10 protein-coding genes are annotated in these 13,148 nt (G+C 74.6%); 4 read left to right on the plus strand and 6 right to left on the minus strand.

Going from position 1 to position 13,148, the window contains the following annotated elements; genetic code table 11:
• Window positions 1–52 precede the first annotated feature (52 nt).
• Window positions 53–529, plus strand: a complete 477-nt coding sequence (locus FGX59_RS10900) for a hypothetical protein (RefSeq protein WP_138466567.1) — start codon at window positions 53–55, stop codon at window positions 527–529.
• A complete protein-coding gene (locus FGX59_RS10905) occupies window positions 526–2,760 on the plus strand; it encodes a M48 family metalloprotease (RefSeq protein WP_138466568.1) in 2,235 nt (744 codons plus the stop codon). The genes FGX59_RS10900 and FGX59_RS10905 overlap by 4 nt, the downstream gene beginning before the upstream one ends.
• Window positions 2,761–2,893: 133 nt before the next feature.
• On the opposite strand, the gene FGX59_RS10910 is transcribed toward FGX59_RS10905, so the two are convergent.
• The 4 genes from FGX59_RS10910 to FGX59_RS10925 form a co-directional block, all read right to left on the minus strand.
• Window positions 2,894–4,081, minus strand: coding sequence for an efflux RND transporter periplasmic adaptor subunit (locus FGX59_RS10910; RefSeq protein ID WP_138466569.1), 1,188 nt, complete (start codon window positions 4,079–4,081; stop codon window positions 2,894–2,896).
• 3 nt (window positions 4,082–4,084) lie between these two features.
• Window positions 4,085–6,445, minus strand: a complete 2,361-nt coding sequence (locus FGX59_RS10915; protein WP_138466570.1) for an ABC transporter permease — start codon at window positions 6,443–6,445, stop codon at window positions 4,085–4,087.
• A complete protein-coding gene (locus tag FGX59_RS10920; protein ID WP_138466571.1) occupies window positions 6,439–7,155 on the minus strand; it encodes an ABC transporter ATP-binding protein in 717 nt (238 codons plus the stop codon). The genes FGX59_RS10915 and FGX59_RS10920 overlap by 7 nt, the downstream gene beginning before the upstream one ends.
• Before the next feature lie 153 nt (window positions 7,156–7,308).
• On the minus strand, window positions 7,309–7,632 hold the full coding sequence (locus FGX59_RS10925) for a hypothetical protein (RefSeq protein WP_138466572.1): 324 nt from the start codon (window positions 7,630–7,632) through the stop codon (window positions 7,309–7,311).
• Window positions 7,633–8,409: 777 nt separating this feature from the next.
• Between FGX59_RS10925 and FGX59_RS10930 the strand changes: the two genes are divergently transcribed.
• A complete protein-coding gene (locus FGX59_RS10930; RefSeq protein WP_171060605.1) occupies window positions 8,410–9,966 on the plus strand; it encodes a GH3 auxin-responsive promoter family protein in 1,557 nt (518 codons plus the stop codon).
• Window positions 9,963–11,024, plus strand: a complete 1,062-nt coding sequence (locus tag FGX59_RS10935; RefSeq protein WP_138466574.1) for a hypothetical protein — start codon at window positions 9,963–9,965, stop codon at window positions 11,022–11,024. Before FGX59_RS10930 ends, FGX59_RS10935 begins: the two co-directional genes overlap by 4 nt.
• A gap of 4 nt (window positions 11,025–11,028) precedes the next feature.
• Here FGX59_RS10935 and FGX59_RS10940 read toward each other — a convergent pair whose 3' ends face one another.
• Entirely contained in the window at window positions 11,029–11,814 is a 786-nt protein-coding gene (locus tag FGX59_RS10940; protein WP_171060606.1) for an SDR family oxidoreductase, read from the minus strand.
• A 1-nt stretch (window position 11,815) separates the two neighbouring features.
• The gene (locus FGX59_RS10945) at window positions 11,816–13,063 is read right to left on the minus strand and encodes a pyridoxal phosphate-dependent aminotransferase family protein (protein WP_138466576.1); all 1,248 of its coding nucleotides are present in this window, start codon (window positions 13,061–13,063) and stop codon (window positions 11,816–11,818) included.
• Window positions 13,064–13,148 lie beyond the last annotated feature (85 nt).

The raw sequence follows: 13,148 nt of genomic DNA on the forward strand, positions 1-13,148 counted from the left end.
AAATGCCGTCCCGGCGCTAGGATTGCCGCAGCGGCAGGGGGAGGCGCACGGCATGGAAAGGGACGGCATCGACACGGCCAGCGCGCTGGCCCGCGCGGTGGTGGGCGAGCTGCGCCCCGCCGAGCTTCTGCTGATGCCCGCGACCGAGGCCGCCTTCTGGCGGAATGGCGGGCGGCTGCCCGCAAGCAGCTACGGCCGCGCCATCGGCTTCGGCACGGCTGCCGAGGCCGGGGCTGCGCTTGCGCCGGTGGCGCTGGTGCTGGCCGCCTTCGGGCTCGAGACCCTGCGTGACCTGGCCAAGGAGAAGGCGCTCGGCGCCGGGAGGGCGCTGTTCGCCGCGATCGGCACGCGGCTGGCGGGCGGCAAGGCGGAGCCGCTGGAGCTGCCGCCCGCGGAATTCGCCCGGCTGCAGGAGGGCATCGCCGCGGAGGCGCGCAAGTACCTGTCCGAAGACGTCGCCGCGGCGCTTACCCATGCCATCGTGTCGCGCATCGCGGCGCCCGCGCCGCCCGGCGCCGGGCCGCAGTGACCGGGCCGGGCCCGCTCCTCAACCCGTTCCCCTTCGCTGGGGAGACCCGCTACCGCCTGGCCTTCCTGCTTCTCGTCTCCTCCGCCGTCGCGCTCTCGGCCGGGTTCCACGTGGTCGGCGCCTTCGCCCCCTCGCTCGCCGCGGTCGAGGACTGCCTGCGCGCCGAGGCGATGCCGGTTCTCTCCCGGGCCGCCGCGGAGGCCGCGCCGGAGCTGGTCCTGGAGCTCCGCAGCACGGTCAATGGCTGCATGGCGGGGCTCGCGGGGGGCAGCGCGGTCTTCTGGCCGGTCGTCCTGCTGCTCCTTTTCTGGGGCGCGACGGTCCTTCTCGCCACGGCCTTGCGCTGGCGGATCGTCGCGACGGCGGGGCTGGAGCCGCTGCCCCCGCCGCTTGCCGATGCCGTCGGCGCGCGGCTCGCCCGGCTGGCGGCCGCGATCGGCTGCGCGCGGCACCCGAAGCTCCTCTGGGCGCCGCTCGACCCCTTGCCTCGCGCCGCGGTGCTGGGCTCGAACCGGCGGCCGGTGATCGCGCTGAGCGGCGGCGCCGTGGCCGCGGCGCTGACCGATCCGCCGCAATTCGACGCGATGCTGGCACATGAGCTGGCGCATGTGGCCAATCGCGACGTTACCACGACGCTCGTCACCCGCGCGGCCACCACGGCGCTGCTTTGCGTGATCTGGCCGGCCTATCTGCTCCTGGCGCTGGCCGAGCCCGCCGAGCCCGAGACGCTGCGCCGCGCGCTTGCCGGAGACGGCGCCTCGATCCGCTTCATGGCCTGGGAGCTGGGGCGGCTGGCGCTGGTCACCGGGCTGGTCCTGCTGGCGGCGGCGGCGGTCTACCGCGCGCGCGAGCGCTATGCCGACCTGCGCGCCGGGCTGGTGCCCGAGATCGGCGCGGGGCTCGCGCGGGAATTCGCGCGGATGGCCGATCCGCCCGGCTGGCGCGTCCTGCTGTCGCTGCACCCGCCGCCCTCGGCGCGGCTGCTGGGGCTGGGCGCCACCGGAGACACCTTCGCGCCGCGCCCGGCGACGCTGTTTCCGCTGGCCTATGCCATCGCTTTCGCCACGCCGATCGCGCTCCTGACCTGGTTCGGGCTGTTCCAGGCCGACGCGATCCTGCGGCTGTTCTCGGCGCCCGCGGCGGTGATCGCCGCGGCGGGGCTGGCGCCGCTCATCCTGCTGGCCGTGCCGATGGGCGCGGCGATGGCGCCGATCGCCTGGCGGAGCTGGCATGCCGCGGTGCTGCTCGGCTGCCGCCCCCCGCCGGTCGCGGGCCAGGCCGCCGCGGCGGCCGCGGGCACGCTGGCCGGGCTCGCCACCTCGGCGGCGGGCATCGTCTTCTCGGTGCCGCTGCCCGGGGCCGCAGGCAGCGCGGGCGGCGAGATCCGCATCGCGCTCGCCATGCTGGCGCCGATCCTGGCGCTGCAGTTCCTGCTCTACTGGATCTGGCTCGTCTGGCTGCGCCGCGCGGCGGTGACCTGGACGCCGGTGCTGGCGCGGCTGGAGCGCGGGCCGGGGCTGCTGCGCGTCCTCCTTGCCTGCGCCGCGCTGCCGCTGGTCCTGCTGGTGCCGCCCGGGCTGGTGCTCGGCGCGCAGCTCCTCTTCGCCGGTATCTTCCTTGCGGCGCCGGGGCAGGGGATCGCCTCCGTGCTCGGGATGCTCGCGGGCGGCATGCTGATGGCGGTGGCGATGAACCCGTTCGCGCCACCCGTGCTGGCGGTGGTGGCCGGGCTGCCGCTGGCGGCGCGCTTCGCCCGCGGGCGGGCGGGCCGCGGCTGGCCCTATATCTCGGGCCCTGTGGGCGCGCCGCCGCCGGAGCCGCGGCTCCGCCCGCTTGCCGCCCTGGCCATCGGCGCGTTCTTGGGCGGCCTGCTGGCCTGGCTGACGCTCGGCGGGGTTTGGCAGAGGGCCGTCACGGCCGCCGCCGGGCCGATGCCGCCCCGCCAGGCGCTGGCGGTGCTTGCCGCGCTCCTTGCCCTGGCCGCCTTCCCGGCCGCGCTGGCTGCGCCCGGGCGGCGGACCGAGCACGGGCTGCTGGCCGCCGTCACCGCCGCCGTGACCTGCACGGCCGCCCTCGGCGCATTGGGCGGGTTCGGCCTGACCGGCCTCTGGATCGTGGTCACCGGCGCGGCCTTCCTCGGGCTCGCCATCGCCCTCTGCGGCGCGGGGCTGGCCGCCCTGGCGCTGTGCCTCGCGCGGATATGGCAGCGCCCTGGCGCAGAGCGCATCTGAACGGCGGAGGAATGGGCCCGCCGCCGCCGTCGGTCGGCCGTTCGCGGCCGATTTCTTCCGGTCCTGGACGCCGGGCAGAGGGAAGCGCCCCGTGCCCGCCGGTAGGATAGGGCCGGCGGCGCCTGTCACGGGCTCAGGACGGGGCCTGCACGACTTTCGTGCCGTCGGCCACGGTGTCGGCGGGATGCAGGATGACCTCCTCCGCCGCGGAGAGCCCGTCCAGCACCTGGGCGAAGGCGTCGCTGCGCGCGCCGATGACGATGCGCCGGAGCCGCGCGCGGCCGTCCTCCACCCGGAAGACCGCCCAGTCCGGCCCGTCGCGGAAGAGCGCGCCGACCGGCACCGCGAGCACGTCCTGCCCGGACCAGACCCGGATATGGACGTTGACGCGGAAGCCGTGCCCGAGCGCGGCGCGCGCCTCCGGCCCGCCGGTCAGGGCCAGGATCACCTCGACGCGCTGCTCCTCGATGCCGAGCGCCGAGACCTTGGTCTCCGCCGCCGGCTCGACCCGTTCGACCGTCGCCGCAAGCTCCGGGCCGCCCCAGCCGGTGATCCGCGCGGCCGCCCCCGGCACGACCTCGACGGCATCGCGCGACAGCAGGTCGGCGACGATCTCCAGATTGCCGGGATCGCCGATCTCGAGGATCCGCGTGCCGGCCTGCACGACCTGCTCGTCCTCGGTCAGCACCCGCAGGATGCGGCCCGAGACCGGGGCGGTGACCGCGACGCAGCAGCTGGCCGGGACGCTGCCATTGCCGATCGCCAGAAGCGCCTCCGCGCTGTCGCGCTTGCGTTCCTGCACCTCGAGATTGGCCCGCGCGCTTTCCACCGCCGCGGCCGCGGTGCGTTCGGCCAGAATGGCATTGTCGCGCAGCTGGGCCGGGATCGCCGCGCGCTCGAAAAGCTTGCGGCTGCGCTCCGCCTCGGTCGCGGCATGCTCCTGCTCGGCCTCGGCCTGGGCCAGCTCGGCGCGGGCCAGCGCGACCGCGGCATCGGCAGCCGCGGCGGCGGCCTCGGCCACGGCGCGGGCGCGCCAGTCGAGAAGCTCGGGCGCGGCCGGGCCGATGCGGGCGACCACGGTCTCCTCTGCCGTGACCGCGTCCCCGGCATGGAGCGCGATCCGCTCGAGCCTGCCCGAGATCGGGGCGGAGACGGCGAAGACCTCGCGGATGCGGGCGCGGCCCTCCTCGGAGATCTCGACGGCCAGGTCGCGCGGCGCGATGCGCGCGGTCTCCACCGCCACCGGGCGCGGGGCGAAGGCCCAGGCGAGGGCCAGGAGCAGGGCGAGGGTGGCGAAGAGGGGCAGGATGAGGCGGCGCATGGGTCACTCCCTTGTCTTCAGCACGCCGATGATGTCGAGCCGGGCGATCCGCCGGCGCAGCGCCAGCGCCGAGAGGAGCGCGGCGGCGCAGACGGCGAGGCTGGCGGTGGCGTAGACCTCGCGCCCGATGACGAAGGGCACCCGGTAGAGATCCGAGGCGAAGGCGGCGGCCATGGCGCGCGCCATGGCATGGCCGATCGCCCAGCCGAGCGGCTGCGCGGCCAGCACCACGATGGCCAGCTCTGCATGGAGCATGGCGGCGACCTCTGCTCTGGTGAAGCCGAGGACCCGCAGGCTGGCAAGCTCGCGCCCCTGCTCGGACAGGGCGATGCGGGCCAGGTTGTAGACCACCCCGGCGGCGATCGTCGCGGCGAGCCCGACATAGACGCTGATCATCACGGCCAGGTTCTCGGCCAGGGTGGCGCGGAACCGCGCGAGCGCCAGCGATGTCACCGACAGGAGCCCGGTCTCGGGCGCGGCGCGCGCGGCGGCGAAGAAGGCCTCCTGCCCGGCGGGGTCGAGCTGCAGCACGGCGCCGGAAAGCCGCGCGCCCTCGCCGGCCGCGCGGTTCAGCGCGGTGATCTCCATCGCCGCGCCGAGCCCGACATAGCCGACTGAGAGCCCGCTGACCGGCAGCTGCACCGTCCGGCGGCGGCCGTCGAGGAAGGCGACCGTCACCTCTTCTCCGGGGCGGACCTGCAGCGCCTCGGCCAGCGCCTCGCTGAGGATCAGCCCGGTGCCGGGCATCGTCATGGGCCGCAGATCCGGCGAGAGGACGCGGCTGAGCCGTGGCTCTGCCGGGCGGCCCTCGATCGAGATGCGCTTGGCGCGCGGCCCGGCGGAGATCCGGGCGGGCAGGCTGCGGAAGGGCTCGGCGGCCATCACGCCGGGCAGGTGGCGGACATCGTCGAGCGCGCCCGGCCCCTGCGCGGTGGCGAAGCTGAGCCGGACATCCTGCCGTTCGCCGCGATGGAAGGTGACGTCGATCATCTGCTCGACCGAGCCGAAGGTCCAGAGCGAGGCGATCAGGATCGCGGTCGCCATCGCGACGCCGAGGATGCCGGAGGCGGTGCGCAGCGGCCAGTGGAGAAGGTGCCGCGCCACCATCCGCAGGCTCTGCCGCATCGGCAGGAGGGTGGCGAGCCAGCCGGGGCGCTGGCGGTAGGCCGGCGGGGCGGGCGGCGCCATCGCCACCGCCGGGGGCAGCGCGGCGACGGCACGCACCGCCCGCAGCGCGCCCGCCGCCGCGGCCGCCAGGGCGATCAGCGCCGCCAGCGCGTAGATCTGCGGGTCGCGGGTGAAGACCAGGAAGGGGAAGGAGAAGAACTCGGCATAGAGCCGCGCCATCCCCGCGCCCAGCCAGGCGCCCGCCGCGAAGCCCATCAGGATGCCGGCGAGCGCGATCGCCAGGACGAATTCCATGTAGTGCCCGGCGATTGCGCGGCGGCTGTAGCCGAGCGCCTTCAAGAGCCCGATCTGCTCGCGCTCCAGCGCGATCAGCCGCGACATCGTCATGTTGACCAGCATCGCGGCGACCGCGAGGAAGATCGGCGGCAGCACGCGGGCCATGGCGCCGAGCTGGCGCAGCTCGGCATCGAGGAAGGCATGGGACATCTGGTCTGCGCGCCCGATCGCCCCGGTGCCACCATAGCGGGCGAGAAGGCCGTCGAGCGCGGCGATCACCCGCGTCTCCGACGCGCCGGGGGCGAGCTTCAGCACCAGGCTGTCGAAGGCGCCCTCCATGTCGGCCGCCGCGGCCAGCGGCGCGCGCGGCAGCCAGGCGATGCCGAAGCGCGACGGGTCGGGCATCATCTCGCCCGGTCCCAGCGCATAGATGTATTCCGGCGAAAGCGCCGTGCCGGTGACGGTGAAATCCAGCCGCCGCCCGTCGAGCACGACCGCAAGCACGGAGCCGGGACCCAGCTGGTGGGCGGCGGCGAAGCTCTCGGAGAGGGCCAGCTCGCGGTCCGACTGCGGGTCGGGCAGCCGCCCGCGGCGCAGGTGGAGCTGGTTCAGCCCCTCCGCGGCGGGCAGCGAGACCAGCATCATCGCCGCCGGGGCGGACTGGCCCGGAAGCTCCGGCCGCCCCAGCCGGACGATCCGCGCCTCGGCCGCCAGCACGCCGTCGATCGCCGCGGCCTCGGGCAGGAGCGCCAGCGGCGCGCGGGTCAGATCGGCGAAGACATCGGCAAAGCGGTTCTGCTCGTAGTAGCGGTCGCGCGTCTGGGACAGCGCGTCATGCGCGCCGGTGCCCAGGATCATGGTCGCGACCCCGGCCGCGAGCACCGCCGCGATGGCCAGCGCCTGCGCCCAGAGGCGGCGCAGGTCGCGCAGGACCTTGCGGCGCAGCGGCGGGATCACCATGACACCTCCGCCGGCGCCTTGCGCGTGCTGTTGGCGATCTCCTCGACGATCCGACCGTCGGCAAAGCGCAGGCTGCGGTCGGCGATCTCGCGGATTGCGGCATTGTGGGTGATGACCAGCGTCGTCGCCCCGGTGGCGCGGTTGACGCCCTCCAGCGCCTCGAGCACCCGCACCCCGGTCACGCTGTCGAGCGCGCCGGTCGGCTCGTCGCAGAACAGGAGCTCCGGCCGCTTGGCGATGGCCCGCGCGATGGCGACGCGCTGCTGCTCGCCCCCCGAGAGCTGCGCCGGGAAATGCCCGCGCCTCGGGCCGAGCCCGACCAGCTCCAGCGCCTCGGCGGGGGGCATCGGATCGCGGGCGATTTCCGTGACCAGGGCGACATTCTCCAGCGCGGTCAGGCTGGGGACGAGGTTGTAGAACTGGAAGACGAAGCCGACATGGTCGCGGCGGTAGAGCGTCAGGCCGCGCTCGCTCATCGCGGTCAGCTCGGCATCGCGGAACCAGACATGGCCCGAGGAGGCGGTGTCGAGCCCGCCGAGGATATTGAGGAAGGTCGACTTGCCCGAGCCCGAGGGGCCGAGGATGACGACGAATTCCCCCGCCCGCGCCGCGAAATCCACGCCGCCGAGCGCCTGCACCTCCAGCGCGCCGCTGCGGTAGACCTTGCCGAGGCCCGCCGCGCGGATGATCTCTGCGCCCTCTGCGGTCATGCCGCTGTCCCTCCCGCGTCCGAGCCTAGCGCAGATCGCCGGGACCGCCCTGACATGGGTCAACCGCGTGCCGCGCCGGGCCCGCCTTTTGCGCGGGTCCGGGGGCCGCCTGTTGCCGCGACAGGGGGGCCACGGCAACGGATGGCGGCGCGGCTAGGCCGGTTCGGCCAGGCGCTCCGCGTGCAGCACGCGCCGGACGAAGGCCGCCATCCCGCCGGGTCCCGAGGCGCGGTCCTTCAGGTGGATGCACAGATCGGGGCGGCGCGACGCGATCACGCCGATCAGCTCGCCGCGCGTCCGGTCGTCGAGCCCCGCCCCCATCACGACAGTTGCGATGCCGGGCTCGCGCTCGAGCTGGGCCGCGACCTCGTCGCGGTCATGCGCGCCAAGCCACTGGACGGGCAGATCCTCGAGCTCGCGCGCCACGGTTTCGACCACTGCCGGAAGACGTCCCACAAGCAGTATCACTGGCTTCATTTCCGGTCCTCCCATGCCGGTGCCGCATGCGGCGCCGGGGGCGCCGGATGCAGACGCTGCCCCGAGACTACCATATCGGCGCCGGGCGCGCATCGGGAACCGGCGCCGGGCGCAGTCGCGGCAGAGGTGGCCGGCATCCGGGTCCGGCGGCTGGAGCCGGTTGGCTCTCGGCCTCCGTGAAAGGGCAGCCTCGCCCCCGGCGTGATTTCTGTCCCGTTCCCCGAGGTACCGGCCGGCCGGGTGTCCATTGGGACGGGGCACTCCCGGCAGGGACGGCAAGTGCCACGCGCAGGTTGATGAAAATTGGGTCCCGGGACGTCGCCCAGGAGGAAATCGTTCCGGATTCGACCAAGGCTGCCTGATTTGAGCAAGTCCAGCCGCCCGGAAGCCCCGCTTCCCGGCATTGCGCCCGAGCTCCGCGGCCGAACAGGCTTTCCGGCGCTCTGCCAATGGCCCGCCGCGTCTCCCGGTGCGGGGGACATACGGGCCGGCGGCCTGCCGCGCGCATCGCTGCGCGGCCATGCCCGTTCCGGCCCGGGATGCCTGCTCTGCCCCGGCCCGCGGGCGGACGGCGCACTTCACCCTGTCCGTGCGCATCTGAGCCCTGGGACCGCAGGGAAAGCCGGTCGGGCCGTTCCGCGCGCAGGCACGGGCCCTTCCTCAAATCCGCCGCCTCCGGCGCTGATCGGGGATGACGCGGGTGGCGGCGTTGCGGCAAGATGGGAGGGCGGGCCGGTAGGGCGGCGGCGCGCCGGAAGGGAGGACCGGATGTCTGCCATGGCACCGGCGAGGCAACACGGATGGCGGCTGGACCCGACGCCGGCCCTCAGGGCCTATGCGCGCCTGCGGCGGGCCCGGCTGGCGCGGCTCGATCCGGCGGCAGTCCAGGCACGGCTGCTGCGGCGGCTGCTGCGCCGGGCCGCCGGGACCCGCTTCGGCCGGGCGCATGGCTTCGACGCGATCGCCACGCCGGCGGAGTATGCGGCCCGCGTGCCGCTCCGCGGGTTCGACGCGTTCTGGCAGGAATGGTGGCAGCCGTCCTTTCCCCAGCTCGAGGATGTCAGCTGGCCGGGGCGGATCGGGGTCTTCGCGCTGACCTCCGGCACCGCGACCGGGCGCTCGAAGCACATCCCCTATACCCCGCAGATGCGCCGCGCCGCCGCGCTCGGCTTCTTCGACCTGCTGGCCTTCCACCTCGCCGCCCGTCCCGCCAGCCGGGTGCTGGGCGGGGCCGCGCTGGGGCTAGTCGGTCCGACCGGGCTGGAAAGCCGCGCGCCGGGGGTCGAGGCGGGGGCGGTCAGCGCGATCACCGCCGCGATGGCGCCGCGGTTCCTGCGCGGCCGGCTCCTGCCGCCGCCGGAGATCGCGGCGATTTCCGACTGGGGCGAGAAGATCCGCCGCCTCGCTCCGGTCGCGCTCGGGGCCGACCTGCGCTTTCTCGGCGGCTCGCCCAACTGGAGCCTGCTCTTCCTGCGCGAGGTCGCGCGCCAGGCGGGCGGCAGCACGCTCGCCGACTGGTTCCCGCGGCTCGAGCTGATCGCCCATGGCGGGGTCGATTTCGCGCCCTACCGCGACAGTTTCGCGGCGCTTCTGGCGGGCAGCCGGGCCGAGACGCGCGAGGCCTATTCCGCCAGCGAGGGCTTCTTCGCCTATGCCGATCGCGGCGACGGAGAGGGGCTGAGGCTGCTGCTCGACGGCGGCATCTTCTACGAATTCGTGCCGCTGGAGGAGCTCGGCCGCCCGCAGCCGCGGCGCGACTGGATCGGCACGGCGCGGACCGGCATCGACTATGCGATGGCGATCTCCACTGCGGCCGGGCTCTGGGCCTATCTGCCGGGCGATGCCGTCCGCTTCGTCACGCTCGACCCGCCGCGGATCCTGGTGCGCGGGCGCACCTCCTCTTCGGTTTCGATGATCGGCGAGCACCTGGCGGAGCCGGACCTCGTCGCGGCGGTCGCGGCGGCGGCGCGCGCCGCCGGGCGCAGCGTCACCGATTTCACCGTCTCGGGCATCCTGCAGGGCGGGGCGGGGCCGCGGCGCCATCTCGTCCTGGCGGAGCTCGACCGGCTGCCCGGCCCGGCGGAGGCGGAGGCCTTTGCCGCCGCGCTCGACCGCGCGCTGATCGTCCGGAACGACGATTACGCCGAGCTCCGCGAGAACGGCTATGCGCTTGCCGCGCCGCGGGTCCGCTTCGTGCCGCCGGGCGGTTTCGCGCGCTGGCTCGGGGCGCGGGCGGGCGGGCAGGCCAAGGTGCCGCGGGTGATCTCGGACCCGGCGATCCTCGCGGGGCTGGAACGGGCGCTCGGCCAGATGGAGACGGAGGGCGGGACATGACGGGCGCAGAGCCGCTCTGGGCCGATCCGGCCGGCGGCGCGGCGGTGATCTGCGAGCCCGCGCCCTCGGCGCAGACGCTGGCGCTGCTGGCCGCCACCGAATGGGGCAGCGGCGCGACGCGCTACCGCATCCCCGGGATCGCGGAGAAGCTGGCGCGGCTGCGCGACCCGGCCTTCTTCGTCCATCGCGAGGACGGGACGGACATCGCGGTCATGGTGCTCGACCGCTGCCGCAAGCGGATCGCGGGCGAGTGGGTCCCGGGCTTCCATTTCGTCATGGCCGCGACGCGGCCCGACCGGCAGGGCGAGGGGATCGCGGGGCGGCTGGCGGAGCTGGTGCGCGCCGCCTGCGAGGCCGAGCTGCCCGGGGCGGGGTTCGGCTTTGCCTATGTCGAGGCGGGCACCGCCTTTTCGCTGCGGATCTCCGACCGGATCGGCCACGCGCTCGAGGCGGAGTTCCCGCTGGTGCTGTTCAGCCGCCTGCATCCGCGCCCGGACCCCGCCGTGCGGCCGCTCGCGCCCGGCGAGGCGGCAGAGGTGACGGCGCGGCTGGAGGCGCTCTATGCCGGGCACGAGCTGACCGATTTCCCGCTGTCGCTGCGGCCGCAGGACTACCTCGTCGCGCTGCGCGACGGCCGGATCGCCGCCGGGCTGCAGGCGGAGGTCCTGCGCTGGTCGGTGACCGCGATGCCGGGCGCGGCGGGCTGGCTGCTTCTGCGGGCGCTGCCGCGCGTGCCGGTGCTGCGCAGGGCGCTCGACCTCTCGGACCTGCCGGTGCTGCGCTTCGGCAATATCCTCGCCGAGCCGGGGCGGGAGGCGGACGTCCTCGCCGTGGCCGGAACGGCGCTGGCGCGGGCGGGGGCGAAGGTCGGGCTGATCCTGATGGACCGCCGCTCGCCCGTTCTGGGGCGTCTCCTGCGCCATGGACGCCGCGGGCTGCTGTCGCGGGCGATGGCGGGGTCGGCGGTGCTGCGGCTCGACGTGGCCGGGATGGCGCCCGGGCAGATCCGGCGGCTCGAGGCCGGGCCGCTCCATGCCAGCGCGGCGGACGTGTTCTGAAGCCTCAGCCCCGCACCATCCGGCGTCCGAGCGCGGCCGGGGCGAGCTTGAAGGCCACGGCCACCATCTTGTTGAAGAGGCCGGGAATGCAGACCGGGCGGTTCGCGGCCACGGCGCGCAGCGCGGCGGCCGCGACGTCGGCGGGCTCCGACCACAGCCATCGCGGCACCGCGACCGACTCCACCGTGCCGCCCGCCGCCGCCCGGAACCCGGTGGCGGTGAAGCCCGGGCAGACCGCGGTGACATGCACGCCATGCGGGCGCATCTCGGCGTGGAAGGCCAGCGAGAACTGCAGCAGGAAGGATTTCACCGGATAGTAGAGCGTGCCCCCGGCATGGGGCGGCAGCAGCGCCGAGAGCGAGGAGACATTGACGATCCGCCCCGAGCGGGCCGCCATCATCGCCGGGGCCAGCAGATGGCAGAGCCGGACCGGGGCGGCGGCCATCACCTCGATCGTCGCGCGGTGCCGCTCCCAGGGGACGTCGCAGAGCATCCCCGGCACGCCGAAGCCCGCATTGTTCACCAGGAGGCAGGCGGCAAGCCCGCGCGCGGCCAGCCCGGCGGCGATCTCCTCCGGGGCGCCGGGCCGGGCCAGATCGGCGGGCAGGCAATGGGCGCGGATGCCATGCGCGCGCTCCAGCGTCCCGGCGACCTCCCGCAGCGGCGCCTCGCGCCGCGCCACCAGCGCCAGGTCGTGCCCGCGGGCCGCCAGCGCCCGGGCAAAGCCCGCCCCGATGCCGGAGGAGGCGCCGGTCACCAGCGCGACGGGACGGGGCGATCCCGGCGCCATCTCAGTCCGCCTGCCGCAGCTCGGCCAGGCATTTGAGCAGGTAGCCGATCTGCTCGCGGTCATGCTGGCAGGTCATCACGAAGCGGATCCGCGCGCGGCCCAGGGGAACGGCCGGAAAGCGGGCATGCGGCGCGACGATGCCGCGATGGCGCAGCCGCCGCGTGGCCTCCGCCGCCTCTGCCTCGCCGCCGATCAGCACCGGCACGATATGGAACGCGCTGCCCAGCGTGTCATAGCCGAGCGCGTTCGCCTCGCGGCGGAAGAAGGCGGCGTTCTCCAGCGCCTTCTCCCGCCGCCAGGGCTCGCGCTCGGCGATGTCGATGGACTCCGCCACTCCGGCGGCGATCGAGGGCGGCAGCGGCGCCGAGAAGATGTAGGTGCGCGCCGAGATCCGCAGGAAGTCGACCAGCTCGGCATCCCCGGCGACATAGCCGCCGATGCCGCCGAAGGCCTTGGTGAAGGTGCCCATCTGCAGATCGACCTCCTCCGTGCCGACGCCCAGATGCTCGAGGCTGCCGCGGCCGCCCTGGCCCAGCATGCCGACGCCATGGGCGTCGTCGATCATCAGCATGGCGTCATGCTCGCGCGCCAGCGCCGCGAGCTCGGGGACCGGCGCGATGTCGCCGTCCATGCTGAAGACCCCGTCGCTGACGATGAATTTCGACGGCGCCTCCGACGCCTCCAGCAATCCGGCCAGCGCCGCCATGTCCCGGTGCGGGAAGCGGCTGACCTCGGCCCGGGCCAGCCGCACGCCGTCGACCAGGCTGGCATGGTTCAGCTCCTCGCTGAAGATCTCCCAGCCCGGCCCGCAGCCGGGCTCCATCGGCGCCACGGATTTGACCTGGTCGATCTCCAGGTAGCGGTCGAGCTTCATCAGCGCCGGGACGCTGCCGACATTGGCCATGTAGCCCGCGGCAAAGCAGATCGCGTCCTCCTGGCCGAGGAATTCGGCGATGCGCTCCTCCAGCGCGCGGTGGACGTCGATATTGGCCGCCATCTGCCGCGAGCCGCCCGATCCCAGCCCGTAGCGGTCCAGCGCCTTGGCGGCGGCCTCGCGCACGCCGGGATGGTTCGACAGGCCCAGCAGGTTGTTCGAGCAGAAGAGCAGGTGGTCGCGCCCGCCGACCCAGACGACCGGCTCTGTCGTGGCGCTGTTGACGACCGGGTTCTGGGGATAGAGCCCCGACGTCCTCACGGCGCGGACGAAGTCCTTGATCCGCCGCGCCGGCGCATGATCGATTTTCGGCATCTCGGCCTCCCCGCCCTTGTGCCGCCGCGGCGGCTCCTCCGTTGCAGCCTGCCGGTGATGCTAGCCGCGCCGCCCGGGCGGCCGC

Origin of the sequence: Poseidonocella sp. HB161398 (genome assembly GCF_005870025.1) — a bacterium.
Classification (GTDB): Bacteria; Pseudomonadota; Alphaproteobacteria; order Rhodobacterales; family Rhodobacteraceae; genus Mangrovicoccus.

Coding starts and splice junctions, on each gene's coding strand:
- FGX59_RS10900 (WP_138466567.1), top strand. CDS start 53: ATGGAAAGGGACGGCATCGACACGGCCAGCGCGCTGGCCCGCGCGGTG.
- FGX59_RS10910 (WP_138466569.1), bottom strand. CDS start 4,081: ATGCGCCGCCTCATCCTGCCCCTCTTCGCCACCCTCGCCCTGCTCCTG.
- FGX59_RS10915 (WP_138466570.1), bottom strand. CDS start 6,445: ATGGTGATCCCGCCGCTGCGCCGCAAGGTCCTGCGCGACCTGCGCCGC.
- FGX59_RS10920 (WP_138466571.1), bottom strand. CDS start 7,155: ATGACCGCAGAGGGCGCAGAGATCATCCGCGCGGCGGGCCTCGGCAAG.
- FGX59_RS10925 (WP_138466572.1), bottom strand. CDS start 7,632: ATGAAGCCAGTGATACTGCTTGTGGGACGTCTTCCGGCAGTGGTCGAA.
- FGX59_RS10930 (WP_171060605.1), top strand. CDS start 8,410: ATGGCACCGGCGAGGCAACACGGATGGCGGCTGGACCCGACGCCGGCC.
- FGX59_RS10935 (WP_138466574.1), top strand. CDS start 9,963: ATGACGGGCGCAGAGCCGCTCTGGGCCGATCCGGCCGGCGGCGCGGCG.
- FGX59_RS10940 (WP_171060606.1), bottom strand. CDS start 11,814: ATGGCGCCGGGATCGCCCCGTCCCGTCGCGCTGGTGACCGGCGCCTCC.
- FGX59_RS10945 (WP_138466576.1), bottom strand. CDS start 13,063: ATGCCGAAAATCGATCATGCGCCGGCGCGGCGGATCAAGGACTTCGTC.